Annotated in this window: 32 protein-coding genes and 2 tRNA genes; 24 read left to right on the top strand and 10 right to left on the bottom strand. The window is 62.0% G+C overall.

The window, feature by feature from the left end:
- Positions 1–32 precede the first annotated feature (32 nt).
- From purE to pepT, 3 genes are all read left to right on the top strand, one after another.
- Positions 33–518 carry a 5-(carboxyamino)imidazole ribonucleotide mutase gene (purE, locus tag NH195_RS18080; RefSeq protein WP_066710340.1) on the top strand — a complete coding sequence of 162 codons (486 nt, stop codon included), beginning with the start codon at positions 33–35 and terminating at the stop codon, positions 516–518.
- Positions 511–1,602: a 5-(carboxyamino)imidazole ribonucleotide synthase gene (locus NH195_RS18075; protein WP_066710337.1), complete on the top strand. Its 1,092-nt coding sequence runs from the start codon at positions 511–513 to the stop codon at positions 1,600–1,602. Before purE ends, NH195_RS18075 begins: the two co-directional genes overlap by 8 nt.
- A 118-nt stretch (positions 1,603–1,720) precedes the next feature.
- Positions 1,721–2,962: a peptidase T gene (gene pepT, locus NH195_RS18070; RefSeq protein WP_066710333.1), complete on the top strand. Its 1,242-nt coding sequence runs from the start codon at positions 1,721–1,723 to the stop codon at positions 2,960–2,962.
- A 166-nt stretch (positions 2,963–3,128) separates the two neighbouring features.
- On the opposite strand, the gene NH195_RS18065 is transcribed toward pepT, so the two are convergent.
- The 6 genes from NH195_RS18065 to NH195_RS18045 all read right to left on the bottom strand — a co-directional run bounded on the left by NH195_RS18065 (position 3,129) and on the right by NH195_RS18045 (position 6,210).
- Entirely contained in the window at positions 3,129–4,145 is a 1,017-nt protein-coding gene (locus NH195_RS18065) for a phosphate acyltransferase (RefSeq protein WP_066710328.1), read from the bottom strand.
- A 132-nt stretch (positions 4,146–4,277) separates the two neighbouring features.
- Positions 4,278–4,352: transfer RNA gene (locus NH195_RS18060), tRNA-Thr, on the bottom strand.
- Positions 4,353–4,690: 338 nt separating this feature from the next.
- Positions 4,691–4,855, bottom strand: coding sequence for a hypothetical protein (locus NH195_RS21335; RefSeq protein WP_155846230.1), 165 nt, complete (start codon positions 4,853–4,855; stop codon positions 4,691–4,693).
- A complete protein-coding gene (locus NH195_RS18055; protein WP_066710325.1) occupies positions 4,852–5,283 on the bottom strand; it encodes a hypothetical protein in 432 nt (143 codons plus the stop codon). Before NH195_RS18055 ends, NH195_RS21335 begins: the two co-directional genes overlap by 4 nt.
- 62 nt (positions 5,284–5,345) lie before the next feature.
- Entirely contained in the window at positions 5,346–5,618 is a 273-nt protein-coding gene (locus tag NH195_RS18050; RefSeq protein WP_155846229.1) for a hypothetical protein, read from the bottom strand.
- 61 nt (positions 5,619–5,679) lie between these two features.
- Positions 5,680–6,210 carry a hypothetical protein gene (locus tag NH195_RS18045; protein WP_066710315.1) on the bottom strand — a complete coding sequence of 177 codons (531 nt, stop codon included), beginning with the start codon at positions 6,208–6,210 and terminating at the stop codon, positions 5,680–5,682.
- A 214-nt stretch (positions 6,211–6,424) separates the two neighbouring features.
- On the opposite strand from NH195_RS18045, the gene NH195_RS21610 reads away from it, so the two are divergent.
- The 16 genes from NH195_RS21610 (at position 6,425) to NH195_RS17970 (ending at position 16,207) form a co-directional block, all read left to right on the top strand.
- Positions 6,425–6,583, top strand: a complete 159-nt coding sequence (locus NH195_RS21610; protein WP_202906529.1) for a hypothetical protein — start codon at positions 6,425–6,427, stop codon at positions 6,581–6,583.
- 9 nt (positions 6,584–6,592) lie between these two features.
- The gene (murA, locus tag NH195_RS18040) at positions 6,593–7,861 is read left to right on the top strand and encodes a UDP-N-acetylglucosamine 1-carboxyvinyltransferase (RefSeq protein WP_066710312.1); all 1,269 of its coding nucleotides are present in this window, start codon (positions 6,593–6,595) and stop codon (positions 7,859–7,861) included.
- A complete protein-coding gene (locus tag NH195_RS18035; protein ID WP_202906528.1) occupies positions 7,861–8,340 on the top strand; it encodes a DUF2948 family protein in 480 nt (159 codons plus the stop codon). The genes murA and NH195_RS18035 overlap by 1 nt, the downstream gene beginning before the upstream one ends.
- Before the next feature lie 88 nt (positions 8,341–8,428).
- Positions 8,429–8,863 (top strand): hypothetical protein, encoded by a 435-nt coding sequence (locus NH195_RS18030; protein ID WP_066710310.1) that lies wholly within the window; start codon positions 8,429–8,431, stop codon positions 8,861–8,863.
- Positions 8,864–8,991: 128 nt separating this feature from the next.
- Complete coding sequence (gene hisD, locus NH195_RS18025; RefSeq protein WP_066710307.1) at positions 8,992–10,299, top strand: histidinol dehydrogenase; 1,308 nt, start codon at positions 8,992–8,994, stop codon at positions 10,297–10,299.
- A gap of 1 nt (position 10,300) precedes the next feature.
- Positions 10,301–10,975, top strand: coding sequence for a DUF4272 domain-containing protein (locus NH195_RS18020; RefSeq protein ID WP_066710305.1), 675 nt, complete (start codon positions 10,301–10,303; stop codon positions 10,973–10,975).
- A gap of 75 nt (positions 10,976–11,050) precedes the next feature.
- Complete coding sequence (locus tag NH195_RS18015; RefSeq protein WP_066710303.1) at positions 11,051–11,527, top strand: UPF0262 family protein; 477 nt, start codon at positions 11,051–11,053, stop codon at positions 11,525–11,527.
- 5 nt (positions 11,528–11,532) lie between these two features.
- Positions 11,533–11,988 (top strand): arsenate-mycothiol transferase ArsC, encoded by a 456-nt coding sequence (locus NH195_RS18010; protein ID WP_081424017.1) that lies wholly within the window; start codon positions 11,533–11,535, stop codon positions 11,986–11,988.
- Between the two features lie 25 nt (positions 11,989–12,013).
- The gene (locus NH195_RS18005) at positions 12,014–12,427 is read left to right on the top strand and encodes a ketosteroid isomerase-related protein (protein WP_066710298.1); all 414 of its coding nucleotides are present in this window, start codon (positions 12,014–12,016) and stop codon (positions 12,425–12,427) included.
- A gap of 10 nt (positions 12,428–12,437) precedes the next feature.
- The gene (locus NH195_RS18000) at positions 12,438–13,025 is read left to right on the top strand and encodes a GNAT family N-acetyltransferase (protein ID WP_066710296.1); all 588 of its coding nucleotides are present in this window, start codon (positions 12,438–12,440) and stop codon (positions 13,023–13,025) included.
- Positions 13,022–13,891: a nitrilase-related carbon-nitrogen hydrolase gene (locus NH195_RS17995; protein ID WP_066710294.1), complete on the top strand. Its 870-nt coding sequence runs from the start codon at positions 13,022–13,024 to the stop codon at positions 13,889–13,891. The genes NH195_RS18000 and NH195_RS17995 overlap by 4 nt, the downstream gene beginning before the upstream one ends.
- Positions 13,892–13,973: 82 nt before the next feature.
- Positions 13,974–14,192 carry a translation initiation factor IF-1 gene (gene infA, locus NH195_RS17990; RefSeq protein WP_009573923.1) on the top strand — a complete coding sequence of 73 codons (219 nt, stop codon included), beginning with the start codon at positions 13,974–13,976 and terminating at the stop codon, positions 14,190–14,192.
- Positions 14,193–14,209: 17 nt separating this feature from the next.
- Positions 14,210–14,788, top strand: coding sequence for a Maf family protein (locus tag NH195_RS17985; protein WP_066710293.1), 579 nt, complete (start codon positions 14,210–14,212; stop codon positions 14,786–14,788).
- Positions 14,785–15,825, top strand: coding sequence for a ribonuclease E/G (locus tag NH195_RS17980; protein ID WP_066710291.1), 1,041 nt, complete (start codon positions 14,785–14,787; stop codon positions 15,823–15,825). Before NH195_RS17985 ends, NH195_RS17980 begins: the two co-directional genes overlap by 4 nt.
- The gene (locus tag NH195_RS17975) at positions 15,822–16,040 is read left to right on the top strand and encodes a DNA gyrase inhibitor YacG (RefSeq protein WP_066710289.1); all 219 of its coding nucleotides are present in this window, start codon (positions 15,822–15,824) and stop codon (positions 16,038–16,040) included. The genes NH195_RS17980 and NH195_RS17975 overlap by 4 nt, the downstream gene beginning before the upstream one ends.
- Before the next feature lie 92 nt (positions 16,041–16,132).
- A tRNA-Phe gene (locus NH195_RS17970) sits at positions 16,133–16,207 on the top strand.
- 73 nt (positions 16,208–16,280) lie between these two features.
- On the opposite strand, the gene NH195_RS17965 is transcribed toward NH195_RS17970, so the two are convergent.
- The 4 genes from NH195_RS17965 to NH195_RS17950 form a co-directional block, all read right to left on the bottom strand.
- Positions 16,281–17,201 (bottom strand): AAA family ATPase, encoded by a 921-nt coding sequence (locus NH195_RS17965; protein WP_066710286.1) that lies wholly within the window; start codon positions 17,199–17,201, stop codon positions 16,281–16,283.
- The gene (locus NH195_RS17960; protein ID WP_066710278.1) at positions 17,198–18,055 is read right to left on the bottom strand and encodes a DNA-primase RepB domain-containing protein; all 858 of its coding nucleotides are present in this window, start codon (positions 18,053–18,055) and stop codon (positions 17,198–17,200) included. Before NH195_RS17960 ends, NH195_RS17965 begins: the two co-directional genes overlap by 4 nt.
- Positions 18,056–18,148: 93 nt before the next feature.
- Entirely contained in the window at positions 18,149–18,688 is a 540-nt protein-coding gene (locus tag NH195_RS17955; RefSeq protein WP_066710276.1) for a hypothetical protein, read from the bottom strand.
- Positions 18,648–19,847, bottom strand: a complete 1,200-nt coding sequence (locus NH195_RS17950; RefSeq protein WP_066710275.1) for a tyrosine-type recombinase/integrase — start codon at positions 19,845–19,847, stop codon at positions 18,648–18,650. Before NH195_RS17950 ends, NH195_RS17955 begins: the two co-directional genes overlap by 41 nt.
- A 454-nt stretch (positions 19,848–20,301) precedes the next feature.
- Here NH195_RS17950 and NH195_RS17945 point away from each other — a divergent pair, with 454 nt between their 5' ends.
- The 5 genes from NH195_RS17945 to nrfD all read left to right on the top strand — a co-directional run bounded on the left by NH195_RS17945 (position 20,302) and on the right by nrfD (position 25,736).
- On the top strand, positions 20,302–22,050 hold the full coding sequence (locus tag NH195_RS17945) for a sensor histidine kinase (RefSeq protein WP_066710269.1): 1,749 nt from the start codon (positions 20,302–20,304) through the stop codon (positions 22,048–22,050).
- Positions 22,047–22,664 (top strand): response regulator transcription factor, encoded by a 618-nt coding sequence (locus NH195_RS21605; protein WP_066710263.1) that lies wholly within the window; start codon positions 22,047–22,049, stop codon positions 22,662–22,664. The genes NH195_RS17945 and NH195_RS21605 overlap by 4 nt, the downstream gene beginning before the upstream one ends.
- Positions 22,665–22,680: 16 nt before the next feature.
- Complete coding sequence (locus tag NH195_RS17935) at positions 22,681–23,787, top strand: hypothetical protein (RefSeq protein WP_066710261.1); 1,107 nt, start codon at positions 22,681–22,683, stop codon at positions 23,785–23,787.
- Between the two features lie 93 nt (positions 23,788–23,880).
- Positions 23,881–24,624 (top strand): sulfate reduction electron transfer complex DsrMKJOP subunit DsrO, encoded by a 744-nt coding sequence (dsrO, locus tag NH195_RS17930; RefSeq protein WP_066710259.1) that lies wholly within the window; start codon positions 23,881–23,883, stop codon positions 24,622–24,624.
- Complete coding sequence (gene nrfD / locus NH195_RS17925) at positions 24,624–25,736, top strand: NrfD/PsrC family molybdoenzyme membrane anchor subunit (RefSeq protein ID WP_081424016.1); 1,113 nt, start codon at positions 24,624–24,626, stop codon at positions 25,734–25,736. Before dsrO ends, nrfD begins: the two co-directional genes overlap by 1 nt.
- Positions 25,737–25,739 lie beyond the last annotated feature (3 nt).

The following is a 25,739-nucleotide window of genomic DNA, read 5'->3' as shown; positions in this document are numbered from 1 at the left end:
GGGAAAGCGACACTTTCCCGGGAGATAGCCATATGAGCGTCGAGGTCGGCATCATCATGGGCAGCCAGTCCGACTGGCCCACCATGAAACGCGCAGCGGACATTCTTGATGAATTGGGCGTGCCCTACGAGGCCAAGATCGTCTCCGCCCACCGCACGCCGGACCGGCTCTGGAGCTATGGCAAGGAAGCCGCCGGGCGCGGTCTCAAGGTGATCATCGCGGGCGCTGGCGGGGCCGCGCATCTGCCGGGCATGATGGCGTCCAAAACCCGCGTGCCGGTGATCGGCGTCCCGGTTCAGACCCGGGCACTGTCGGGCGTCGACAGCCTCTATTCCATCGTGCAAATGCCCAAGGGCTTCCCGGTTGCCACCATGGCCATCGGCGAGGCGGGCGCGGCCAATGCCGGGCTGATGGCGGCGGGCATTCTCGCCACTGCGGACCCGGCGCTGGCCGAACGTCTCGACGCCTGGCGCGAAGCCCTGTCTGCCTCCATCCCCGATGAGCCTTCCGATGACTGACGTGATGACGAATGGGCAAACCCTCGCCCCGAACGCAACCATCGGCATCCTGGGCGGCGGGCAGCTGGGTCGGATGCTTTCCGTTGCCGCCTCCCGCCTCGGGTTCAAGAGCCATATCTATGAGCCGGGTGCCAACCCGCCCGCGGGTCACGTCGCCGAAACCGTCACCACCGCGCCCTATGAAGACGAAGCGGCACTGCGCGCCTTTGCCGAAAGCGTCGATGTGGTGACCTATGAGTTCGAAAACGTGCCGACCTCGGCGCTCGACCTGATCGAGTCCCTCGTGCCGATCCGCCCGAACCGCAAGGCCTTGGCCGTGTCGCAGGACCGTCTGGTCGAGAAGAATTTCCTGCGCGATCTGGGCCTGTCGGTCGCCCCCTTCGCAGCGGTGGACGACGATCTCGATCTGGCCGAAGCACTGCTTGAGATTGGCGCCCCCGCAATCCTCAAGACCCGCCGCTTCGGCTATGACGGCAAGGGCCAGGCCCGGATCATGGAGCTTTCGGAGGCCGATCAGGCGCTGGCCGACATGGCCGGAGCGCCCGCGGTCCTCGAAGGCTTCGTCGATTTCAGCCATGAGGTCTCCGTGATCGCCGCGCGCGGTCAGGCGGGGGATATCTCCTGTTTCGACCCGGGCGAAAACGTGCACAAATCCGGCATTCTGCACACCACCACCGTGCCTGCACGGCTGACACCCGCGCAACGGACCGATGCCGTCTTGCTCGCGGCCAAAATCTTGAATGCACTGGATTATGTCGGCGTGATGGGGGTCGAGCTTTTCGTCACGTCCGCCGGTTTGGTGGTCAACGAGATCGCGCCGCGCGTACACAATTCCGGCCATTGGACACAAAACGGCTGTGTCATCGACCAGTTCGAACAGCATATCCGCGCCGTGGCAGGCTGGCCTCTGGGTGACGGCAAGCGGCATTCCAATGTCGAGATGCTGAACCTCATCGGCGACGATGTGGATCGCATCCCGGAGTTTGCGAAAGACGGCTCGGTGGCGATCCATCTCTACGGCAAGGCGGATGTCAAACCGGGCCGCAAAATGGGCCATATCAACAAGATCACCGGCGCTGCGTAATCTGGCACAGAGACGGCCCTCGGGGCGTCTCACGTAAGCTTGTCCGTCCAGCCCCCGGCCCGAACTTGACTCTTCTCCCCGCGCGTTCCCTTCTCGGAACAACAGAGAAGGACATCCCATGACACATCCGTTCGACAAAGCCCTCGAGGACCGTCTGGTCCGTTACGCCGCCATCGACAGCCAAAGCGACGAGGACGCCCCCGGCGCGCCGAGCACCGCGATCCAGCTCGACCTGCTGCGTCTGCTCGAGACCGAGCTGACCGCGATGGGCGCATCCGATGTGGAACTGACTGACTACGGCGTGGTGCTTGCCACCATTCCCGCCACCGCCGAGGGCCCGACCGTCGGCTTTCTCGCCCATGTCGACACCGCACCGCAGTTCAACGCCACCGGCGTCAAACCGCGTGTCGTGCGCGGCTACAACGGCGGCGAGATCACCTTTCCCGACAATCCCGACCTGATCCTGTCGCCCGAAGAGTTCCCCTATCTCGCCACAAAACAAGGCCATGACATCGTCACCGCCTCCGGCACCACGCTTTTGGGGGCCGATGACAAGGCTGGCGTGGCGATCATCATGACCGCCGCCGAGCACCTGCTCAAACATCCCGAAATTCCGCATGGTCCGATCCGCATCGCCTTTACCCCCGACGAGGAAATCGGGCGCGGCGTGTCGCCCCAGCTCCCGAAAGACCTCGGCGCGAAGTTCGCCTATACGTTCGACGGCGGCAAGGTCGGCGAGATCGAGTTCGAAACCTTCTCCGCCGACGCCGCAGAGGTGACTGTCACCGGCGTCTCGATCCACCCCGGTTTTGCCAAGGACAAGATGGTGAACGCCATCCATCTCGCCTCGAAGATCATCCAGACCCTGCCCCATGTCACTATGACGCCAGAGACCACCGACGGGGCGGAAGGGTTCATCCACGCCACCGACATGGTCGGCGGTTCGTCCGAGATGAAAATCCGCTTCATCCTGCGCGATTTCGAACGCGAGGGGCTGGCGGCAAAGGGCGCGCTGTTGCAGCAGGTCTGCGAAACGGTGGCCGCGACCGAACCGCGCGCGACGATCACCTGCGAGATTCGCCCGCAATACCGCAACATGCGCTACTGGCTTGAAAAGGACATGACACCGGTCGATCTGGCCAATGAAGCCTGTCGCAAGATCGGCCTCGAACCGGTCTCCGTGCCGATCCGCGGTGGCACCGATGGTTCGCGCCTGACCGAGATGGGCGTGCCGACACCGAACCTGTTCACCGGGATGCAGAATATCCACGGCCCTCTCGAATGGATTTCGGTTCAGGACATGGCTGTGGCGACAGAGCTGTGCTTGACACTCTCGGAACTTGCGGCGACCCCGACCTGACACCGCAGCCGCGTTCCTCCGTACTGTCGGGACGATCAACGCCAGGGTCGGTTCTGGGCGATGGCTGCGCGATTTCGGGCCCTTCTCGCTCACCCGTCCCACATATTACTCGGAGGCGCACGCCACGGCGGGCGGCTCCGACGTGATCCCGACCGGCAATTCGCCCCTACCCGCCGCAGGGCTGAGAGGCACGCCGCATCTGGCCCTCGGCCCGGGCGAGCGCCATCAGCGCGACACCCAGAATGTCTTCAGAGGTCGAGCCGCGCGACAGGTCGCTGACGCTGTGGCGAAAGCCCTGCAAAAACGGACCATAGGCGTCGGCGAGGGCAAAGCGTTGCACCGCCTTGTAGGCGATATTACCCGCATCGAGATCGGGGAAAATCAGGATATTGGCCCGGCCAGCCACCTCGGAGGGACGCGACAGCTTGCGGGCTGCGACCTCCGGCACGATGGCCGTATCCAGTTGAAATTCACCGTCGATTTTCATCTCTGGCGCTTCGGCTTGTGCGAGCCGCACCGCGTCGCGGACCGAATCCACCTTGTCGTGCCTGGCGCTGCCATCGGTGGAAAACGACAGGAAGGCAACCCGCGGCTCCCACCCCAAAAGGTCGGTCGCGGTCTGGGCCGTCGTCAACGCGATTTGCGCCAAGGCGGCGCTGTCGGGGGCGGGCTGCACACCGCAATCGGCAAAGATCACGGCCTCGCCCTCGCTGCCCGCAAACCCCGGAATGCGCATGAGAAACAGGCTCGACGGCGCTTTCAACCCGTCGTTCAGCCCGAGATAGGTGAAGGCGGTGCGGATCACCTCTTCGGTCGGGGCGACAAGCCCTGCGACCATCGCCTCGGCCCCGCCCGCACCTAGCATGATCGCCCCAGCATGCAGGGGGTTCGGGAAACCGCGCAGCAGGCGGGCCTCGGAAACCCTCTGGTTTTGCTCTCGAAAATCTGCGGCCCACTGCTGCGCAAGCGCCGGATCATCGACCGCCAGACAGGTTACACCAACGGGGAATTCCCCCGCATTTTCCAAGACTTCGCAGCCATTGAACAGCAAAACCGGGCGCGCCAGATTTTCACGGATCAGCGTGTCCACCACAGGCCGAAGCCGGGCGTCGCCGCCCTCGGGAAACACGATCCGCAAGCCCTTGCCGCGCACGCGCGCTTTCAACATGTCGATGATCGTCATGGTCCCTCCTGACACAGGACCTCAGTGACAGGTTTCGCCAAGCCTGTCGCGGAGAATGTCCGAAACGAGACGAATTGCCGCCCGACGCGCACAGGCGGGCGATGCTCAAGTGACTGTTTATCATGGATGAAATGGTGCTGCTGGAGAGAATTGAACTCTCGACCTCTCCCTTACCAAGGGAGTGCTCTACCTCTGAGCTACAGCAGCGCCGGGGTGCGTCAAGTGACCGTATCACCGTCGCTGTGGGCGGCTAATTAGACGTGATCGACGCAGGGTGCAAGCGCATTTTCGCGAAAAATCTCACCTCGGGCAAAGTTTCTTTTTCCAACCGCCCCTCTCCCCTTGCACCCACCTCTCCGACGGGCCGGATTTTAGAGAGATTTCCGAGAAGAGCCCTGTCGGCAAAGCGTCGGACTTGCGTCGGACTTTTGTCGGACCCTAAAGCACGATGGGGTAAGGGATTTGAGAGGCAATCGGACATGCGGGGGCCTGCGCCCCGACAGGCCCCACGCACACGGATCAAGATTGATGCCGCCCCAAACACGCTATTGGCTGACTTTGAATTCGCTCGAAGAGACCGACGCTTCGTTCTGCCATCCTGCGGACCGTGCTGCGTCGATATCAGGATAGGCACAGTCGAAAATGTTGCCGTAGAGAGAGGCTGTCACCGGTTGGTTCTCATAGGGCTCACGCGGTGAAAAGCCTTTCATTTTGTCCTCCCAAAATTCCTCTGTCTCCGTGATGACCCGCAAGAGAGGCAGTTCGGTTTTGCCGCCGGGAACAAGTGTGATTTTGGTTGCGGTGTATCCCCGGGGGGGCCTGTGAGTTCCCCTTTGGAATTGACCCAGACTCCTTCGCTCAGCGTTTCAGCTAATTCCCAGCCATCCGAGATGCGAGTAAACGAGACAAGGGGCTGATTGGACACCTCATAGGAGAAACAGATATCGCGCTCGGAAAAGTTCGCGACCGAGATCATCAAAGCGATTTCGCGCGGGGACAATTTCTTGGCGGAGACGATCTCCAGAGATACGTCCTCCCGCCTGATCGCCGGGCCGTCATCGCCCGGCGCGGGGATATCGGTGGTCATCTGACACCCGACGAGCAGAAGGGTTGAGAGGAAGATGGAGGTTTTCAGCATTTAAGAAAATCCTTTGAGGCAGCTTCATGATTTTCGGCCGCTCAGCGGGGCGCAAATAGGCATCAGTCCAAATCAGCCCCATTCATCCAGATTTTATACCGAAGCGTCAAACCATCCCGCGCGGCGTCATCGAATTTGCTTCTCACGAGAGCGAGGGCACGACCGGGGTCCTTATGGTCTCGCCAGTTTTCACCATCGTCATCGACGCCGAGGATTTGATGGTAGAGTGCGTGTTTCCCGCGCGATGCGCCCACCCCAAAAGCTTCCATTTTTGACACGCCAAAGCCATGAGACATCCCATATTCCGCGAAAGCAAGCGCTTGTCCCGCATCCATATCGTCCGACCCGCGACCGGTTTGTGCGAGGTCGAGCTGGTGGAGGAAGAGGGTTGCAATATTAGACACCCATCATCCTCCACCACACGCCAGAGCAGAAAACTTTCGGCTTTTGCTCAAATGGGATGATCGTGGCCAGCGTCTCGGGGACGCAGCTTCCGATTTGGCAGCGTTCAATGTCGAGGCTGAGATTGATGTCCTCACCGAAGCGCGGGGAATAGATCAGGGAATAGGATGGGGCACTCTCGCCGTCGCTCCGCCTGATCAAGCCTTCGTCCATGTCGTCTGTCTCCTCGGTGACGTCAAAGCGAACCGAAGCACTGCCCTGGTGAAGTGTTACCCCTGTGATGCGGAGCGTTTCGCCCGGCTCTTGGGGCGTGATGATCGAGATCGCAACCTGTCCTGCATAGGAGGTCCGGTCGAAAAGGAGGCCTGGGTCCTCGACCAAACGGGTGTGGGCAAAAATGGAGACACCTTCCTCCCGCAGATCATAGTTTTGCCGACGATAATTGGACGGATCGTGAAGGGTCGGGTCGAGCAGCCATCCGAAGGCCAGAAGGCACAGGGCTGCTATTAAATGTTTCGCTCTCATATCTGAATCTCCTTAAAACTGAAACTTGCACCCTCATCCTCGACCTCAAATATATCGAAGCAAGGATAAATTTGGCGGTGAGCATTTGCCTCCTGATGTCCTCCCGGATCTTCCATGCCGCTTTCACAACGACTGCGGGTCGCAGCGTTTCACTTTCCCGCGTCTCCCCCACCAACACTGGACGGGGCATGCCGCATTGGCTACATGGAACAGCATGGACAACAAGACCGATCCCTCCCGGAAACCTGCGAAACCTGCGCCGAAAAGCCGGGATGAGCGGTTGAAAGCCGCGCTGAAGGCCAATCTTCAGCGGCGCAAGGCGCAGGCGCGCGCGCGCACGGCCTCCGATGAGAGCGACGGCAAGGACGAGTGAGACGAGCGGATGGATTCGATTCTGGTGCGGGGCAACGGGCCTCTGAATGGCGACATCGAGATTGCGGGGGCGAAGAACGCCTGTCTCGCGCTGATGCCCGCAACACTTCTGTCGGATGAGCCGCTGACGCTGACCAATGCGCCGCGGCTCTCGGACATCAAGACGATGACCGCGCTTCTCGCCTCTCTCGGTGCAGAGGTTTCCGCATTGCAGGACGGCAAGGTGCAGGCAATGTCCTGCCACGGGGAGATCAATCCGATCGCGGATTACGACATCGTGCGCAAGATGCGGGCGTCGAACCTCGTTCTTGGGCCTCTGCTCGCCCGTCTCGGCCATGCGGTTGTGTCGCTTCCGGGCGGCTGTGCGATCGGTGCGCGGCCGATGGATCTGCACACCACGGCTTTGGAAGCCTTGGGGGCGGAGATCGAGTTGAAAGACGGGTATCTGCACGCCAAGGTGGCGGGCGGGCGTCTCAAGGGCGCGGTGCACAAGATGCGCTTTCCGTCTGTGGGCGCGACCGAGAACTTTTTGATGGCTGCCTCTCTGGCGAAAGGCACATCGGTTCTGGAGAATGCGGCGCGCGAACCGGAGATTGTGGATCTGGCCGATTGCCTCAACAAAATGGGGGCGCAGATCGAAGGCGCGGGCACCTCGCGGATCGAAATTCAGGGCGTCGACCGGCTTCATGGCGCGACGCACCCGGTGGTGACCGACCGGATCGAGTTGGGCACCTTCATGCTGGCGCCGGCGATTTGCGGCGGGGAAGTCACCTGTCTCGGCGGCAAGCTGTCGCTCGTGGAAAGCTTTGTCGAGAAACTCGAAGCAGCGGGGATTTCCGTCACCGAGACGGAGCGCGGGCTGACCGTCAAACGCAATGGCGACCGGGTGAAAGCCGTGGACGTGGTGACCGAGCCCTTCCCCGGTTTCCCGACCGATTTGCAAGCCCAGATGATGGCGCTTCTGTGCACCGCCGAGGGCACCTCCGTTCTGGAAGAGACCATCTTTGAGAACCGTTTCATGCACGCCCCGGAACTTATCCGCATGGGCGCACAGATCGAAGTGCATGGCGGACATGCCACGGTGCATGGCGTCGACAAGCTCAAGGGCGCGCCGGTGATGGCGACCGACCTGCGGGCGTCCGTGTCGCTCATTCTGGCCGGTCTGGCGGCGGAGGGAGAAACCGTGGTCTCGCGCGTCTATCACCTCGACCGGGGCTATGAGTTCATCGAGCAAAAGCTCTCCGGCATCGGGGCGCATATCGAGAGGATCAAAGGCTGATGGTGGAAGACGCCCGGTTCGAAGACGGTGGCGAGCGCCCGCTGGCGCTCAAGGCGATGGACGCGGACGACCTGACGGTGATCTCGGCCCTGGTGCAGGACGCTATCGTGCCGATGGGCGAAATTTCCTATGACGCCACACATCGCCGCTTCGCGCTTCTGATCAACCGCTTTCGCTGGGAAGATGTCGAGACCGCCGAGCGCCGGGGCCGCCCGGTGGAACGCGTGCAGGCGGTTCTTTTGTTCGACGATGTGATGGCGGCGCGCTCGACGGGTGTGCCGACGGGGGACAAGCAAATGATCCTGTCGCTTCTGGCCGTTGCCTTTACTCCTTCCGAGGACGGCATGGGCACGGTCGAGATCACTTTGGCGGGCGACGGCGCAATCGCGCTTCAGGTCGAGGCCTTGGATGTGACGCTCAAGGATGTGACCCGCCCCTATGTGGCCCCGTCGCATCACATTCCGAAACACGACGACTGAACGTCACGTTCGACCTTGCCCCCCACGGCAGCGTGCTTTCTCTTGAGCGCATAAACCATTGTACCACGCATATTCTTCGGGGGATTTCATGAAGAAAACACTTCTCGCCGCCCTTGTCGCGCTGTCGGCGGCCAGTGCCGCGCATGCGGGCAAGGTCACTTCCACGCTTCCGGTCGACAAGGACTTTGCCACTTACGAGCTGATCTGGAAACCGCGCGGCAAGACGCTCATCCGCTGGGATGTCATCAACGATGGTGGCTATGTGGCAGTCTGTGGCGGCTATTCCGCAACCGGCGGAAGCTACGCCTACAAGGCCTCGGGCGATTCTCTGGGGACGATGGGGGTCAAGCTGAACGGTGAGGTTCTCATCAAGAACCTGCGCTATTTCGCGAACTTCAAAAGCAACAATCAGGCCAGTGGCCATCTGGGAGAGGCGGCGAATTGCGTACGCACGGGAACGCCCGTGCCAAAGGGCAAGATCTCGGTGGAAATGTTCTCCACCAAAAGCTCGTTCCGCTACTGACCCATAATGACGCGCGGGCTCGCCCGCACCGGAACCGCGCCCGCAGAGTTTCTCTGCGGGCGTTGCCGTTCCGGAGCTTGAGACCCGCGCCAAGCCGCGCTATGTCGGAGCCACGCAAGGAGACCGACATGCCCCATTTCCTGTCCACCACGGACCCCGATTTCGAGACGCGTTTCGCCGCGCTTCTGACCATGAAGCGCGAGGACAGCCCGGATGTCGACGAAGCGGTGGCGAAGATCATCGCCGATGTGCGCACCCGCGGCGATGCGGCGGTCCTCGAATTGACTGCCCGGTTCGACCGGATGCAACTGACGGCGGACAAGCTGCGGTTCTCCGACGCAGAGATCGACGCGCTTTGCGCCGAAGTGTCAGACGAGGAGCGCGAGGCTCTCGAACTCGCGGCCCAGCGCATCCGCGCCTATCACGTCCGCCAGATGCCCGACGACCAGATGTGGACCGACCCGGACGGCACGACGCTGGGCTGGCGCTGGACGCCGGTGTCGGCGGCCGGACTTTATGTGCCGGGGGGGCTGGCGTCCTACCCGTCGTCAGTGCTGATGAATGCGATCCCGGCGAAGGTCGCGGGGGTCGAGCGTTTGGCGATCACCGTGCCGACGCCCGACGGCGTGGCGAACCCGCTGGTGCTTCTGGCCGCGCGCATTGCGGGTGTGGACGAGATTTACCGCGTCGGCGGGGCGCAGGCGATTGCGGCACTGGCTTACGGCACCGAAACCATCGCGCCGGTGGACAAGATCACCGGCCCGGGCAACGCCTTTGTGGCCGCCGCCAAACGCCGGGTGTTCGGCAAGGTCGGCATCGACATGATCGCGGGGCCGTCGGAGATTCTGGTGATCGCCGACAAGCACAACGATCCGGACTGGATCGCCGTCGATCTGATGTCGCAAGCCGAACATGACGAAAGCGCGCAGTCGATTCTGATCACCGACGATGCCGAGTTCGGTGCGGCGGTGGCGAAGGCCGTTGAAAAGCGGCTTGAGACGCTGGAACGGCGCAAGATTGCGGGCAAGAGCTGGGAAGACTTCGGCGTGGTGATCACCGTGCGCGATCTGGGTGAGGCGGCGATGCTGTCGGACAGGTTCGCGCCCGAACACCTTGAGCTCTGCGTCGAGGACCCGGACGGGCTTTCGGAGAAAATCCACCACGCCGGGGCGATTTTCCTTGGCGCCTGGACGCCTGAAGCCATCGGCGACTATGTCGGAGGCCCGAACCACGTCCTGCCGACGGCGCGCTCGGCGCGGTTCTCGTCGGGGCTGTCGGTGCTGGATTTCCTGAAACGCACGACGCTGGCAAAAATGTCGCCAGAAGCGCTCAAGGCCATCGGGCCCGCGGCGGAACGTCTGGCGAAATCCGAGAGCCTTGAGGCCCACGGCTTGTCGGTGCGAGCGCGGCTCGACCGGTTGAACGCGGACGATTGAGATGAAGCTCCTCGGGCGGATGTTCGGCGACAAGAAAGATGCCGCGGAGCTGCGCAAGGAACGCGCCATCGCGCAACTCACCGATGAAGCAGTGCCGACCAATGCCTTCCTGCCGCCGCATATGGCGGTGGGCGAGGACATCAGGCGCAGCGAGGAAGAGGTCGTGACCCGGCTTCTTGGCGCGATGATCGCCGCCGTCAAAGGCGAGACCCGCGACGACACCCTGATCGCGCAGGTGATTGCGCAATATGGCGCGGCGGAGTGTTTTACCCCCGAGGAGCGCGCCTTCATCGACGACCCCGCCCCGTCCGAGGAGACCTGTGTCCAATTCGCTTGGCGCTATGAGGGGGTCTATGTGCTGATGTGGGCGCTCGGGTTCTTCGACACCCTGCCCTACCCGACCGACATCGTGCATGTGCCCGACATGGGCGGGCTGATGAGCCGTCTCGGGCGCGAGGGGATGATCCGGGAAGCGCGCCTCCGGCCGCAGAACGAGATCCTCGACGCCGCCGAATTGACCTATCGCTACAACTGGGCCGCCACCAATGCGCGGATGAACAACCGTCCGGCGCCCTCGAACCTCGATGGAGGGGTTGTCTATGAGCGGCATTATGCGTTCAATTGGCTGGTCGGATATGGCAAGCAATCCTGGGACGAGATTTCCACGGATACGTAACGGCAAGAGCGCAACCCTCCTGCGCACAGGACTTGAGACACAGCCCGAAACGGGCATGAAGCGGGCGAGCACGCGATGAGCAAACTGATTTCCGTCAAGATCGACGAGGCTGGCCTCGCGCCGCCGACGCCCGAGATCGAGCAGGAGCGCAAGGTCGCGATCTTCGACCTGCTGGAGGACAATTCCTTTACCCTGCCCGCGCGTGACGACCGGCAGATGCCGGAGGGTCCGTTCCGCTTGCTTCTGGCGATCCGTGAACGGCGCCTGGTGTTCGATCTGACGACGGAGGCGGGCGAAAAGGCGGCGGAGTTCCACCTCTCGCTCGGGCCGTTCCGTCAGGTGGTGAAAGACTATTTCCAGATTTGCGAAAGCTATTTCGACGCGGTGAAAAAGATGCCGCCGTCGCAGATCGAAGCCATCGACATGGCCCGGCGCGGCATCCACAACGAAGGCGCGCGGGTGCTTCAGGAACGTCTTGAGGGCAAGGCGGTCGTGGACATCGACACGGCGCGGCGGCTGTTCACCCTGATTTGCGTATTGCACTGGGGGTGAGGAGCGTGGCAGCAGATCTTCCCCATTCGGTTCTGTTCTGCTGCGACCACAACGCGGTGCGTTCGCCCATGGCCGAGGGGTTGATGAAGAAATTCTATCCCGGTCAGGTTTACGTTCAGTCGGCGGGCGTGCATTCCGATCTCGATGTCGACGGGTTCGCCGTCGCGGTCTGCGAGGAAATGGGCATCGAGCTGCACCGCCATCAGGCGCGCTCCTTCGACGATCTCAAGGACTGGGGCGACGATATTTCCTCTTACGACCTGATCATCGCGCTTTCCCCCGCCTCTCAACGCCAGGCGCTTGAACTGACACGTTATTACCACCTCGACGTGGAATATTGGCCGATCATGGACCCGACCGGCATCGGAGAGACGCGGGACGCGAAACTCGATGCCTACCGTCAGGCCCGCGATCAGATCATCACCCGGATGCAGGCCCGTTTCGGCCCCTCCCACTCTTAACCTCCCCTCTCCTCAAGGATCTCCCATGACCCAGAACCGCGCTGAAACGCTGGCCCTCCTGACCCGTTATTACGAGGCTTTCGCCGCCCATGATCACGCCACCATGCTCGACTGCCTGACCGACGACATCGAGCACCGGATCAACCAGGGGCCCATCGAGCACGGCAAGGAAGCCTTCGCCGCCTTCATGGTCGCGATGGACACCGCCTATGAAGAGGTCCTCACCGACATGGTGCTATTCGCCAATGACGCAGGCACGCATGGGGCCGCCGAATTCCGGGTGCTGGGCAAGTACCTGAAGACCGCCGAAGGCTACCCGGAAGCGACAGGCCAGCGCTACAACCTGCCTGCGGGTGCCTTTTTCGACATTCGCGGCGGCAAGATCGCCCGTGTCTCGGTCTATTACAATGCCGAGGACTGGGTGGCGCAGGTCTCCTGAGGAGGAACGCATGACGCTGAGCTTTCGCACCCTCAAGGGCGCCGAGGTCGAAGCCGCGCTGGACGACCTGGCGCGACTGCGCATCGCGGTGTTCCGTGAATGGCCTTATCTCTATGACGGCTCGCTGGCCTATGAGCGCGACTATATGGCGAGTTACGTGGGCAATCCGCGCGCCGTTCTTGTCGCGGCCTTCGACGGCGACCGGATCGTCGGTGCAGCGACAGGATCGCCTCTGGCGGAACATGCCGAAGATTTCGCGGCGGCCTTTGCGGGTGTCGATCTGCCGATGGAGCGCGTGTTCTACTGTGCCGAGTCGGTGCTTTTGCCCGCCTATCGTGGCCATGGCGCGGGGCATGCGTTTTTCGACGCGCGCGAGACCCATGCGCGCAGCCTTGGCCTCAGCTATTCAGCGTTCTGTTCCGTGATCCGCCCTGAAGATCATCCGCTGCGCCCCGAAGGCGCGCGCAGTCATGATGCGTTTTGGCGCAAGCGGGGTTATGCACCGATGGCGGGCGTGATTGCGTCGTTTCACTGGAAAGACGTGGATGAGGCGGAAAGCTCGGAGAAGCGCCTGCAATTCTGGGGGAAAATGCTATGAGACTGATCGCGACGACATGGCAGCCCGTGTGGCATGAGACGCCTTTGGGTTGGCTGGATCGCTACCGAGCCGCCTTGGCGGAGATCGCGGCGGACCGAGACACCCTGGTGGTCTTCCCGGAATATGCGGCGCTTGAGGCGGCATTTTACGGCACGGTCACGCTGGATGCGCGGGGCTGGATGCAGCGGGGCGCCAATCACTTTGACGCCTATTGCGACGGCATCCGTGCGCTTGCGAAAGACACGGGCGCGACGATCCTCGGCGGGTCCGGCTTTGCCCGCAAAGGCGACCAAATCGTCAACCGCGCGCTGTTTTGCGCGCCCGAGGGCGAGGCGTGGTTGGAAAAGCAAATGCCGACGCCCTACGAGCGCGCGCTCGACATGGCTCCGGGCGAGGCGATGCCGATCCTTGCCACCCGCTTCGGCAAAATCGCCGCCGTCATTTGTTACGACAGCGAATTCCCTCCGATCGCACGGCGCTTTGCCGAGGCCGGGGCCGAACTCCTTTTGGTCCCCTCCTGCACCGACACGGAACAGGGGGCGAGCCGGGTGGAGATCGGATGCCGTGCCCGCGCGCTCGAAGGCCAGATGATCGTCGCCATGGCGCCGCTCGTCGGCGAGGTGCCCGGATGCGAGGTGATCGACGTCAACCTCGGTCAGGCGCGCATCTTCTGCCCACCCGACGGAACCTCGCCAGAGGACGGAACCTTGGCGCAGGGTCCGAGAAATGCGCCGGGCTTTGCCATTCTGAACACCCTGTCCGAGTCGCTTGCGCAAGCGCGCAAAGGCACGGATGTGAGCGTTTTTGCCCACTGGCCGGAGAGTGAAACGCCGCAAAACCCGCCCGAGACGCGCAATTTCCGTTAAAACCAGCTTGAAAACGCGGCTTTAAAGGCGCATTTACCAGAGCGCCCGCAAACTGGCGGGAGAAATCAATCACGGAGTGACCATGGCCAAGGAAGAAATGCTCGAATTCCCCGGTGTCGTTAAGGAACTCCTGCCGAACGCGACATTCCTGGTCGAGCTGGAAAACGGCCATACGATCATCGCGCATACGGCAGGCAAAATGCGGAAAAACCGTATTCGCGTTCTGGCTGGCGACAAGGTGCAGGTCGAAATGACCCCTTACGATCTGACCAAGGGTCGGATCAACTATCGCTTCCGCTGAACAGCGCCCGCGATCCTATGAAACTGATCCTCGGTTCAGGCAGCCCGCGCCGGAAAGAGCTTCTGGCGCAACTCGGGCTTGTGCCCGACGAGATTCGCTCCCCCGACATTGATGAAGACCCGCAGAAGGCCGAGCTTCCGCGCCCCTATTGCGCGCGCATGGCGCGGGAAAAGGTGCTGGCAGTACCGCGAGCGGCGGATGAGGTCGTGCTCTGCGCCGATACCACGGTGGCTTTGGGCCGCCGGATCATGGGCAAGCCTGCCGATGAAAAGGAATGCGCCGCATTCCTTTTGGCCATGTCGGGCCGTCGCCACCGGGTGATTACGGCTGTGGCCGTCGCCCATGGCGATCGGGTCTGGGAGGCGGATGTCGTCACCACGGTGAAAATGAAACGGCTCTCGGACGATGAGCTGAACAGCTATCTGGCCTCGGGCGACTGGCGCGGCAAGGCGGGCGGCTATGGCATCCAAGGCCCGGCGGGCGCGTTTATCCCGTGGATTCAAGGCAGTTATTCCGCCGTCATGGGATTGCCCGTGGCGGAGACCGCCAATCTTTTGCTGACCGCAGGCTATCCGGTTTATGGAGATCGCGCATGAAGGGTTCTGTCATTGCACTGGGCGAGGTTCAGGGCAAACGCGCCGCCGCCTGGATCGTTGACGGTCGTCTCGAAGACCTTTTGATCGACGCGGGCGAAGACGCCCCCCCTGCCCCCGGCTCGATCTTTCGCGCCAGGGGTGGGCGCAGTCTCAAGGGCATGGGCGGCGCGCTTCTCGATCTGCCGGATGGCGACAAGGCCTATCTGCGCGGCAACAAGGGGCTGAAACCCGGCGCGCCGATGTTGGTGCAGGTCAGCCATATCGCTGAGGAAGGCAAAGCCGTTCCTGTCACCACGCGCCTGCTGTTCAAATCGAAATACGCCATTGTCACACCAGATGCGCCGGGGCTGAACATCTCCCGGCAAATCTCCGAAGACGAGGAACTGCTGCGTCTCCACGACCTCGCCTCCGAAGGCATGGAAGGCGCGGATGAGACGATGGGGCTGATCCTGCGCTCCGCCTGCGAGGGCGTGTCCTCTGACGCAATTGCCGAAGACATCGCCGCGATGCGCGACCTGGCCGAAGCGGTTCTGGCCGATGAAGCCGGTGAGCCGGAACTTTTGGTCGCGGGCGCCGATGCCTGGGAAGCCGCCTGGCGCGACTGGCCCGATGCCGATGTGTTCGACGACAGCGAAGATGCCTTCGAGAACCACGGCGTGCATGAGCTGATCGACGCAGCACTCGATGTGCGCGTGCCGCTCAAGGGCGCGGGCTATGCCTTTATCGAGCCGACCCATGCGATGGTGGCCGTGGATGTGAACACCGGCGGGGATTTCTCACCGGCGGCGGGGCTCAAGGCCAATATCGCCATCGCCCGCGACCTGCCGCGGCAGTTGCGCGTGCGGGGCCTGGCCGGGCAGATCACGGTGGAACTCGCGCCGATGGCCAAGAAGGATCGTCGTCAATTCGAGCAGAGCCTCAAGGCCGCGTTTAAATCCGAAGGCGGCGATGTCGTCTTGGCGGGCTGGACGCCGCTTGGCAATTTCGAGATTCAGAAGAAACGCAGCCGCGTGCCAATCGCGGAGCTGATCGCATGAGCTGCCCGATCTGCGGCAATGAGAGCGTTCCGGCCTACCGGCCCTTCTGTTCGAAACGTTGCGCCGATATTGATCTCGCGAAATGGCTGAACGGCTCCTATGCCGTGCCGTCGATGCGCGAAGAGGACCCGGAAGAGATTGCCGAGGCGCTTGAAGAGGCGCTCAATGAAAACCTGCGGGAGGCATTTGAGGACGGCGCGAAAAAACCTCACTAGAGAGGTGTTTTTCCTCTGGACACTCCCGGAGCCGCCGACTAGAAACCCGCTACCCGAACGACAGAGACGTTCAGCGAGAAATCGCTCCCGATGCCCGGGTAGCTCAGGGGTAGAGCAGTGGATTGAAAATCCTCGTGTCGGTGGTTCGATTCCGCCCCCGGGCACCATTAAAATCCAATGAAAACAATGGCGTGCCGCGTTCCTATTGTCGCTAGACACCCATCTATGTTGTCGTGGGTATCATTTGGGTAGCATTTCGGACCCGGCGGCTATCAGCGCGCAGGGACAGCGTCGTGGTATCGTGGGAATAGTTAGCTTCCGTCCAAACCGATCCATCGGGAACACCTCGCGCAAAAACTCGACTGCGCGCGCTTCCTCGCTCTGGTCATCCTGCCCCTGCCGCTCAAGATCATCGGCAGTGTAGTGCGTTGTGCCGCGCCATTCGATCACCGGCAGGCCCACGGGCTGTGCCACGATCTCGTAGACATAGCTCTGGGGCTTCGCGCCGATGTTGTTCTTGACCTGTGCGAGGATGCGCAGGTTTTCGTTCTCAGGGTGCTTGGCGACTGCCAGCGCCGTGCGCGCCACGCCGATCACGTCGATTGAGCCGACGCCCCGGTATATGGCCTTCCCCTTGCCGCCCTTCGTCCAGTGCCGGATGACGATGACCGCCGGGCCATACTCCTTGAACAACTTGTCGAGTTGGTGCAGCCCGGCCCTGATCGAGGTTGGCTTTCCGAGGTCCACCTTGTCCGACAGGAAGGAATAGAGCGTGTCGACCACCACAAGGTCCGGGGTGTGGTCTTCCAGTTCCTGCCGCAGGCGCTTTTGCCCCTTGTCGTCGAACACGATGAAGTCGTCTAGGACGCGGACCCGTTTCAGGTCCGCCCCCATTTGCTCCATGCGCGGCCTGATCGTGTCGGCGGCGTCGTCCTCTGAACTGATATAAAGCACATTGCCCTTAGAAACCCGTGAACCATCCGGCAGCTTTCCGCCCCGCGTCACAAGCGCGGCGATATGCATACACAGATAGGACTTCCCGAGTTCGGGGTCGCCTTCGAGGATCGTGGTTTTCTCGTAGGGGATCAGTGAAGGCCATAGCCAATCGATTTCCTTGGCTTCAATATCGGCGAGCGTGCGGAATGTATCGTCCTTTGTCATTTGGGCACCTCTACCGTGTCGAGAATGCGGAAAACCTCCTCCTCCAGTTTGCCGAGGTTGTCGCCGTATTTGTCTCGAAAATATGGGCTGCCCCAGATCACGGCTGCAATTTCACTGGGGGAAGCGCCTGCCTCAGCGAGTCCAGCCACCATCGCGTAGATACGGTTGGAACGGTTCTCCGCCCTCACTTCGGTGTGCCTGATCAATGAGCGGGTGGACGCGCTCAAGTGCCGTCGGTACTTTTTGAAAACTGACATCCGGTCATGCAGGAATGGATCAAGATCGGTGCGAGTAAACGCTGCGGCCTTTCGTTGGGTACTCGATGCCAGCAGCGTTGGCCGTTCAGAGACCGGACCAGATGCAAAATGCAGCATAGGTATGAACGGTTTCCCATATTCCGGTTTGTGGTTGAATGAACCGGGGAGGCGTAGGATCTTGTTGGCAGGGCTTCCCGCTTTGTCGCCGCCATGCCGGTAGGCAAGCGCCTTGGAGAATGCCGAGGCCTCCGTGTAGTCGTGAAAGGCGTCCCAGAACCAAATAGCCTGCGTCCGACCCGGTGATGTCTGCCAGATCATTGAAGGGTGCGGCTGGAAGGCATGAGGATCGGCGCTGTCTACATCACACCAGCCTAGCCAAGAGTCCGCGACACTGACGAGGCGGCGGTCTCTACGCACGTAAACATTGGGGCTGAAATACTGGTCGTAGTGATGTCGGTCATACTTCCACATGCGTATTCGCCTCGGAAATCGCCCTCGCGCTTCCCAACGCAATAGCGTTGTCCGGCTCACATGGATGCCAAGGCGCTTCAGGTCGTCGCGCGTGGCCAAGGTCTTGCGACCGTCTTCAATTTTCATGATGGTCCTCCATCGGTTGATGAAGGGGCGCCCCATTGTTTTGCATGCCGTCACAGGTTAGCAGGCGCGACGGGGTGGCGCGCGGGACACAAATTACGGGTTATCGTCCCAGATCGTTTCAGACTGAATGCCGAGGCTTTCGAGCTGTTCGAGAATGGCGATAATAGTTCGAGTGTGGGGTGCCTCAGGATCGAACAACGCCTCAAGTTCTGCCATATCCCGTGTGGTCAAAGGCGTGCGGGCCTTGCGCCGCAGTCGATCTTCCAGCCCGTCTTCGCTGGCTGCTGACCCGGCAAGACTTCTAAAATCCCTAGCAGCTTCGCGAATTGGCTTTGGATCACGCGCGATTTCCGCCTCCCATTCGGGCGTCTGCAATTCTTCGTTCACCTTGGCAATAGCGCGGCGCAGACCATCGAGTTCGCGCTTTCGATGCGCGTCCAAAATCTTGAAAAGTGCTAGGTCATCGAAGGCAGCGACGCGGCCACGGCCTCGCTTTTCACCGAAAAGAGCTTCGCGCGCTTCGGCAAGCCGCTCCTCCTCGCTTTTACGGTCTGGATGATCGTAGGCGCGAATGATGCTGAGAAGCAGGAGATCAACTTGACGCTTTCGCAATTTGGGCTTCGGTTGCGGCATTTCTCGACCTGACCAATTTCATGACGTGTTCCGACCATGTGGCGAGGGCTTCGCGCTTTTCGTCGGCATATGAATAGACATTGTAGATAGCGGCGACGCCCGAGACCACACCCGTCTTGTGGTTGAGAAGTGCTTCGGTGACGGGCTGCGGAACGCCCAGCCTCGCCATGTTGGTGGACATTGTGCGGCGCAGGTCATGAATGATCCACGGCTCCGTGCCCTCGGGCAATGCTTTGTCGAGCCGATCCTTCAGGCGACCGAAGCCCGATACAGGCGACTTGCCGGTGGTCGTGAACACAAAGTCAGAATTGAAGAACCTCGGCGTCTTGCGCAACACCTCAAGCATCGCGTCGGTGATCGGCACCGTATGCTGCCTGCCGTTCTTAGCCCGCGATGAAGGCAGCGTCCAAAGGCGTTTTTCGAGGTCGATTTCCGACCAGCGCATTTCGGCGACCTCGGCGCGTCTCTGGCCGCTAAGCATCAACAGCTTCATGCAATCCCCGAACGGATAGCCCTCGTCGCCACAGACCGCCCACAATGCGCCCACCTCGCTATCGGTTAGGACACGCTCGCGAGGTTTTTCCTTCGAAAGCGGTTTCATCCCGGCGATGGGGGAGGCATCGATCATGCCGCGCTCGACACACCAGCCCATCAGGTGCTTGAGGTGGGCCAGCGCGCGGTTCGCGCTGACCGGCGCGGATTTGTGGATCACGTCGCAGGCTTTCACGATATCGGCGCGCTTGATCTCGTCGATCCGTTTGCCGTGCAAGGTGGTGAATTTCGCCAGCAGCGCTTCCTTGCGCTTCCAATCCCGGTTGTGAACCTTGGCGTGTTTCTCGATGTAATCGGGGATCACGTCGCCCAGCGTCCGCTTGGCTTCGATCTCAATGCCGGTGCGATCCTCGAAGCGGCCTGTCTCGATTTCGTAGAGAACCTGTCGCACCCGTTCTCGCGCATCGGCCAGCGACATGATCGGAAAACGTCCGACGGTCAGTCGTCGCATCTTGCCGTTGATGCGCTTGTGCAGGCAGAACGTCTTGGTGCCAGAGGTGCTGATGCGCAGGACAAGACCCGGCATCAACTCGTCCCGAAAATCGAGGCGTTTCGACGGATCGGGCTTCTGGCCCTCGATGAATTTGGTGGTGAGTTTGCGTTTCATAAGCCCATGATAAGATGGGCGGACAAGCCGCGTCAGGGACAACCCTAGACGGTTTGCAGGGTTTCGGTCCGACTTGTGCCGGAACGAGATACCCGTGTGGTCTCCGGCGTCTGTGGGTATCACTGGGGTAGCAGGAACGGTGAGCTTAAATGCTCCGGCGCGAAACAGTGCGAGACGATCTGCCATGCGCAAAGGTCAAGATTTTCAATCGGCTATGATACGGGTTGAGCGAAACTGAGACAGGTCGCGCGGATCACAAGGCTAATTGAAAATCCTCGTGTCGGTGGTTCGATTCCGCCCCCGGGCACCACTTCTTCCTGAAGCAATTGTTTTCTTGCGGATCATTTGACCCTCATCTCGCGCTCTGCCATCACTGGGAGGGGCATCCATGTGAGGTTGGCAGGTGATCTGGAAACAGAAATGGCAGAGAAGCTCTTTGCGATGCGTCGCCGCGATGCTTTCGCTCGTCCTGAGCACCCCGATTCAGGCCGGCGAGCCGTTGCGCATCGGCGTGCTGGATTATCTCGGTTCCGATCATTCCCTGTCGCATTGGGCGCCGACACAACAGGCGCTCAGAACCGCCCTGCCCGATCATGACGTCACACTCGAAGCCTTGGGCATTCATGCCCTCGATGCGGCGCTCACCGAGGGGCGGCTCGATTTCGTCATCACCAATCCGGGCAATTACGCCGATCTCGAATTTCACCATCATATCAGCCGTATCGCCACGATCGACGGCGATCTGCCCGTGGCCTCGACACTGGTCGGCACGGGCCAGATGACGACACTCAGGGAGCTTGCGGGCAAACGTCTTGCCATTGTCGATCCCGATGCTTTCGGCGGCTTCCAACTGATCTGGGCCGAGATGCAGGCAGTCGATCCGCGCCTGCCCGCACAGGTTGAATTGGTGGTCACAGGCTATCCGATGCAAGGCGCGGCCGAGGCGGTGCTGGACGGTCGGGCCGATGCGGCAGTGCTGCGGGGCTGCATGCTCGAAACCCTGAAGGCCAGCGATCCCGACCGGTTCGGCACGCTCACCGCCTTCGCCCTCGATGACTCGGCCAGTCAGGACGCCGGTTGCCTGCTTTCGAGCCCGGTCTATCCCGGCTGGCCCTTTGCCAAAACGCCCGGCACCTCGCCGGAACTGGCCAAGCAGGTCGCCGTCGCGCTCTTGCAGATGACCGACGGCAACCTCTGGACCGTGCCGCTCGATTATCAGCCGGTGCACGATCTGATGCGCGGCCTCCAGATCGGTCCCTATGCCCGCACCGGCCCGGTGTCGCTCCGCGACTTCATCGCCGATTATCGCGACTGGCTGATCGTGCTGGGGGTCGCTCTGATGTTCTGGGCGCTCTATTCCGTTCGGATCGAAACGCTGGTGCGCCGCCGCACTCGGGCGCTCGATGAGGCCAACGCCCAACTCAAACAGGAGATGATCGACCGCCAGCGCGCCGAGGCCGCCGATCGCCAGCACCGGCGCGAGTTGGAACATGTGGCGCGGCTGTCCATTCTGGGTGAAATGGCCAGTTCCATCGCCCATGAGCTGAACCAGCCTTTGAGTGCGATTTCCAACTACGCGCAGGGTTGCCTGTTGCGCATTCAGGCCGGGCGGTTTTCCGAAGCGGACATGGTGAAAGCCTCGGAAGAAATGGCCGGACAGGCCGAACGCGCCGCCACGGTCGTCAAACGCATCCGCGCCTTTGTGCGCAAACGCGAAAGCCAGATGGGGCCGGTCGACATGGGGGCGCTCATCGAGGAAAGCGCCGCGATCTATGCCGCCTCGGCCAATCGTGCGGGGGTTACGGTCGATGTTTTTGTCGCCGAAAATCTGCCGACGGTCATGGCCGACCGGGTGCAGGTGCAGCAGGTCATTCTCAACCTCGTGCAAAACGCCATCGACGCCATGACCGACACCGATCCGAAGGCCCGCAGCCTCGAGATCCGCAGCGCGCGCTACGACGATCTGAGCCGCGGCGCCGGGATTTGCCTCTCGGTGCGCGACCATGGTCATGGCATGAGCCCGGAGGCGATGGACCATTTCGCGGAGGCCTTTTATACCACGAAACCCGAGGGGATCGGCCTTGGCCTTGCGCTGTCGCGTTCCATCGTCGAAGCCCATGGCGGCTGGATGCGGGCCGAAGCGCCCGAGCGCGGTCCGGGTCTCAGGGTGTTGATCTGGCTGCCGGTGAAGGAAGAAACATGAGCGATAACGGCCTCATTCACATCGTCGACGACGACCGCGCGGTGCGCGAGGGGCTTGGGTTTCTCCTGGGTTCTCTGGGGCTGGAGATCGAAACCCACAGCTCCGCTCTGGCCTTTCTCGATGCGCTGGACGCGACCGCCACCGTCGGCTGCATCCTCGCCGATGTGCGCATGCCGGGCATGTCCGGCCTCGAACTTCTGGACGAGCTGGCCCAGCGCCAATGTCCCCTGCCCGTCATCATGATCACCGGCCACGGCGATGTGCCGATGGCGGTCAAGGCGATGCGGGCGGGCGCGATGGATTTCTTCGAGAAACCGGTGCAGGGCATGGCCCTGATCGAACGGATCAAGGAGGCTCTGGAGCTGAGCCGCAGCCGCTCACACGAGGCCTTTGAGCGCGCCGAGATCGCCACCCGGATTGAAAGCCTGACCGCACGCGAAGCCGAAGTGGCCCGCGCCGTGGTCAAGGGGTTGCAAAACAAACAGATCGCCCACGACCTTGGCATCAGTCAGAAAACCGTCGAAATTCATCGCCATAACGCAATGGAAAAACTCGGCGCGCGCTCTGCGGCCGATCTCGTGCGGCTGGTGATGGCGGCAGGATGGGACAGTTGAGCACGGGGGCTGGCCGATGCCTCGCTCTGTGAAATACGGTCTGATCGGCCTCGCCGCTCTCATTGCGCTTGTCGCCGTCTGGCCGACGCTTCAGGTGCTGTTCATCTTTCACATCCTTGGACGCCTGTTCAACCTGACCATCCCGGAGCGCGATCTGACCGAGGTGAGCGTTGTGGAATGGCTGGGGCAGCGTCCCATGGGGGAGGTGACGCTGTTCCTGACACAGACCGACAGAGGCGGCAGAGAGGCGCGGGTGATCACCGATCCGCAGCTCATCTTCGATCCCGAAAGCCGCTTCGGCTATTTCGAGACGGTTTTCGAAAACTGGTCACCGGGGCCAAGCTATGCGGCCTGTCGCCCGACGGCGGAGCAGAGGGGCAAGATCATCGCGCTGGTGGTCGCGGGCGACATTCTGGCCGAGCGGGCATATTGCCGCCCGACCGCGCTGAATTTCCGAACCCTCTGGCGCAAGGCGAATCCGGTGACTTTGCGTGAAGAGGTGTTGACACGGGAGGCGCATCGGGTGCGCGTTGCCGAGATCACCCGCGATCCGCAGCGCCGCGTGATCCGCGCACCGGACACCTATGGCGCCTATGACCAGACCTATCACATCCCGCTGCCGACGATCTGGGCGGAGGGGCCCTATGCGGTTGGTACAGGCGCGCTCACCGAACGGCTCGACCGGATGCTCGCACCCTTTGGCGACGGCGCGACAGGATGGTTTCGCTCCGACGACACCCGCCCCTCCGTGTCCGGAACGCAGATCATGATCGAGGGCGGCGATGTTCCCGTCTGGCAGAAACGCCTTGTGATCGACGGGCCGGAGGGCCTGCGCGATTTGCGGGAATTTACCATGGAGCGCCATGTGCTTGAGATCGCCTGCATCCAGACGGTCTGTGACCGGATCGCGGCCTTGGATTTCATGACCTTGACGCTGCGGGATCGCGACGCTGACCTGTTGCATCGCGCCTATAACGCCGCGCCCCCCGCAAGCGGGAGTGAGGCGCGGGAAGGTGGGATTTCTCTGTCTGATCTGCTGCAAGAAACCCCCGGGCCGGTCACCGCCACCCCGATCACCTACGCTCTGACGTGGATCGGCTTGCCGGAAGGGGCGCAAAACTAGGGGTTAACCCCTAGGCCCTGCGGGTTTCTGCCAATACCGCGCAAAATGTCCCCGACGTAGGGTCCGGCTGAGCCAAAAGAAAGGATCAGCCAAATGGACACGACACGTCGCGGGTTTTTAGGAGCGATCGGACAGGTGACCATCGGTGCCGCGGCCTCTGTCGCGGGCGCCGGCCAATCCGCAAGCGCCGCCGAGGGCGAACATGTGCCCCATTGGGGCATGGTCGTCGATCTCAGGAAATGCATCGGCTGCCAAGCCTGCACCGTCGCCTGCATCATGGAAAACGCGGTGCCCGAGGATGCCTTTCGCACCCATGTGTCGGTCTATGAATTGGTCAAGGACGGCAAAGACCCCGCGATGGTGATGCTGCCCCGGCTGTGCAACCATTGCGACGATCCGCCCTGTCTTCCGGTCTGTCCGGTCGAGGCGACGTTCAAGGCGGAGAATGGCGAGGTTCTGGTGGACGCGTCGAAATGCGTCGGCTGCGCGTACTGCGTGCAGGCCTGTCCTTATGACGCACGCTTCATCAACCACGAAACCCAAGTGGCCGACAAATGCACTTTCTGCTTCCACCGCACGCAAGCGGGGCTTTTGCCCGCCTGTGTCGAAACCTGTGTCGGCGGTGCGCGGAACTTTGGCGATCTGAACGACCCGGAGAGCGAAGTCTCGAAGATGCTGCGCGACAATGAGGTTTCGGTGCTCCGCCCCGAGATGCACACCAACCCGAACGTCTATTACATCGGCCTCGATGACGTGCTCGACGGACGTGTGGCGGGCGAAGCCGCCTATCACCCGGAGATGGCCGCATCTGTGCAACACCATGGGGAGGGCCTGTGATGGAAATCCAAGTTCACGAACTCGTCGGCGCCGTACACGATGCCGCATGGCAGCCCTGGGCGGTGCAGTACTTCTTTCTCATTGCGATCTCTGTCACCGCACTTTTGATGGCCCTTCCCGCCTTTGTCTTTGGCAAGACGACAGACCTGCGCGCCGCGCGTCTGGCGCTTATGGTCGCTGTCACCACCGGCATCACCGCGCCCATCGCGCTTTTGGCCGACCTGCACCAGCCCTTCCGCTTCTGGGAGTTCTTCGTCTACACGCATAAGAGCTCGTGGATGGCCTGGGGGGCGTGGATTGTGCCGTCTTATGTGGGTCTCCTGTTGCTGTTTGCTTGGTCGATCCACCGCCCCGAGTTTCACCGCATGGGTCAGGACGACTGGCGGTTCGCATGGCTGTTCCGGCTGTTCTCTCTGGGCGGCGCGTCGAATGGTTTCACCCGCCCGCTGGGTATGCTTGCCGGGATCGCAGCGCTCGGCATCCTGACCTACACCGGCTCCGAGGTGATGGTCGTGCGGGCCCGCCCGCTCTGGAACACGCCCTTCCTGCCGCTGCAATTCGCCGCCACGGGCTTTGTCGGCGCGCTGGGTGTCATGCTGGTGCTCGAACGCAGCCTCTGCCGCGATGGCACTCTGGAAGCCACGCTCAACCATCGTCTGGCCCTCGCCCTCGCCGTCGTCGGCGGCCTCGGGATCGCATGGTTCGCCGTCGCCCTCTCGGGCATCTCTCCGGTGCATTCCGAAGCCCTGGCCTCTGTCGCAGGCTTCCCGGTCTGGAAAGAAATCGCCCTCTGGGGGGCCGCCTCCGTCGCGATCCCCTTTGTCTTGGCCCTCGCCCTGCCGCGCAACACCGGCCTCATCACCGGGCTGATCGCGATCCACGCCGCGTGGATGTTCCGCTGGACCGTGTTCATGGGCGGTCAGGCCGTCCCCAAGGTGGGCTCCGGGCTCTATGACGCGCTCATGCCCACTGGCATCACAGGTCTCATGGGTGTCATCGGCACCTTCGGCCTCTGGGTCTTCCTGATGATCGTCTACACCACGTTTGTGCCGTGGACGGACGCCACGCCCCCCGCACACTCCCAACCGCACCCCGCCCCTGCCCGCTCATAGGAG

Source organism: Celeribacter ethanolicus, assembly GCF_001550095.1.
Taxonomy (GTDB): Bacteria; Pseudomonadota; Alphaproteobacteria; order Rhodobacterales; family Rhodobacteraceae; genus Celeribacter; species Celeribacter ethanolicus.
Note: the sequence above shows the minus strand (reverse complement) of the source record. Positions and strands in the feature narration are given on the sequence as shown.

Excerpts from the sequence above, each read along its gene's own strand:
- purE (WP_066710340.1), top strand. The coding sequence starts at position 33 with ATGAGCGTCGAGGTCGGCATCATCATGGGCAGCCAGTCCGACTGGCCC.
- NH195_RS18075 (WP_066710337.1), top strand. The coding sequence starts at position 511 with ATGACTGACGTGATGACGAATGGGCAAACCCTCGCCCCGAACGCAACC.
- pepT (WP_066710333.1), top strand. The coding sequence starts at position 1,721 with ATGACACATCCGTTCGACAAAGCCCTCGAGGACCGTCTGGTCCGTTAC.
- NH195_RS18065 (WP_066710328.1), bottom strand. The coding sequence starts at position 4,145 with ATGACGATCATCGACATGTTGAAAGCGCGCGTGCGCGGCAAGGGCTTG.
- NH195_RS21335 (WP_155846230.1), bottom strand. The coding sequence starts at position 4,855 with ATGAAAGGCTTTTCACCGCGTGAGCCCTATGAGAACCAACCGGTGACA.
- NH195_RS18055 (WP_066710325.1), bottom strand. The coding sequence starts at position 5,283 with ATGCTGAAAACCTCCATCTTCCTCTCAACCCTTCTGCTCGTCGGGTGT.
- NH195_RS18050 (WP_155846229.1), bottom strand. The coding sequence starts at position 5,618 with ATGGATGCGGGACAAGCGCTTGCTTTCGCGGAATATGGGATGTCTCAT.
- NH195_RS18045 (WP_066710315.1), bottom strand. The coding sequence starts at position 6,210 with ATGAGAGCGAAACATTTAATAGCAGCCCTGTGCCTTCTGGCCTTCGGA.
- NH195_RS21610 (WP_202906529.1), top strand. The coding sequence starts at position 6,425 with ATGGACAACAAGACCGATCCCTCCCGGAAACCTGCGAAACCTGCGCCG.
- murA (WP_066710312.1), top strand. The coding sequence starts at position 6,593 with ATGGATTCGATTCTGGTGCGGGGCAACGGGCCTCTGAATGGCGACATC.
- NH195_RS18035 (WP_202906528.1), top strand. The coding sequence starts at position 7,861 with ATGGTGGAAGACGCCCGGTTCGAAGACGGTGGCGAGCGCCCGCTGGCG.
- NH195_RS18030 (WP_066710310.1), top strand. The coding sequence starts at position 8,429 with ATGAAGAAAACACTTCTCGCCGCCCTTGTCGCGCTGTCGGCGGCCAGT.
- hisD (WP_066710307.1), top strand. The coding sequence starts at position 8,992 with ATGCCCCATTTCCTGTCCACCACGGACCCCGATTTCGAGACGCGTTTC.
- NH195_RS18020 (WP_066710305.1), top strand. The coding sequence starts at position 10,301 with ATGAAGCTCCTCGGGCGGATGTTCGGCGACAAGAAAGATGCCGCGGAG.
- NH195_RS18015 (WP_066710303.1), top strand. The coding sequence starts at position 11,051 with ATGAGCAAACTGATTTCCGTCAAGATCGACGAGGCTGGCCTCGCGCCG.
- NH195_RS18005 (WP_066710298.1), top strand. The coding sequence starts at position 12,014 with ATGACCCAGAACCGCGCTGAAACGCTGGCCCTCCTGACCCGTTATTAC.
- NH195_RS18000 (WP_066710296.1), top strand. The coding sequence starts at position 12,438 with ATGACGCTGAGCTTTCGCACCCTCAAGGGCGCCGAGGTCGAAGCCGCG.
- NH195_RS17995 (WP_066710294.1), top strand. The coding sequence starts at position 13,022 with ATGAGACTGATCGCGACGACATGGCAGCCCGTGTGGCATGAGACGCCT.
- infA (WP_009573923.1), top strand. The coding sequence starts at position 13,974 with ATGGCCAAGGAAGAAATGCTCGAATTCCCCGGTGTCGTTAAGGAACTC.
- NH195_RS17985 (WP_066710293.1), top strand. The coding sequence starts at position 14,210 with ATGAAACTGATCCTCGGTTCAGGCAGCCCGCGCCGGAAAGAGCTTCTG.
- NH195_RS17980 (WP_066710291.1), top strand. The coding sequence starts at position 14,785 with ATGAAGGGTTCTGTCATTGCACTGGGCGAGGTTCAGGGCAAACGCGCC.
- NH195_RS17975 (WP_066710289.1), top strand. The coding sequence starts at position 15,822 with ATGAGCTGCCCGATCTGCGGCAATGAGAGCGTTCCGGCCTACCGGCCC.
- NH195_RS17965 (WP_066710286.1), bottom strand. The coding sequence starts at position 17,201 with ATGACAAAGGACGATACATTCCGCACGCTCGCCGATATTGAAGCCAAG.
- NH195_RS17960 (WP_066710278.1), bottom strand. The coding sequence starts at position 18,055 with ATGAAAATTGAAGACGGTCGCAAGACCTTGGCCACGCGCGACGACCTG.
- NH195_RS17955 (WP_066710276.1), bottom strand. The coding sequence starts at position 18,688 with ATGCCGCAACCGAAGCCCAAATTGCGAAAGCGTCAAGTTGATCTCCTG.
- NH195_RS17950 (WP_066710275.1), bottom strand. The coding sequence starts at position 19,847 with ATGAAACGCAAACTCACCACCAAATTCATCGAGGGCCAGAAGCCCGAT.
- NH195_RS17945 (WP_066710269.1), top strand. The coding sequence starts at position 20,302 with ATGCTTTCGCTCGTCCTGAGCACCCCGATTCAGGCCGGCGAGCCGTTG.
- NH195_RS21605 (WP_066710263.1), top strand. The coding sequence starts at position 22,047 with ATGAGCGATAACGGCCTCATTCACATCGTCGACGACGACCGCGCGGTG.
- NH195_RS17935 (WP_066710261.1), top strand. The coding sequence starts at position 22,681 with ATGCCTCGCTCTGTGAAATACGGTCTGATCGGCCTCGCCGCTCTCATT.
- dsrO (WP_066710259.1), top strand. The coding sequence starts at position 23,881 with ATGGACACGACACGTCGCGGGTTTTTAGGAGCGATCGGACAGGTGACC.
- nrfD (WP_081424016.1), top strand. The coding sequence starts at position 24,624 with ATGGAAATCCAAGTTCACGAACTCGTCGGCGCCGTACACGATGCCGCA.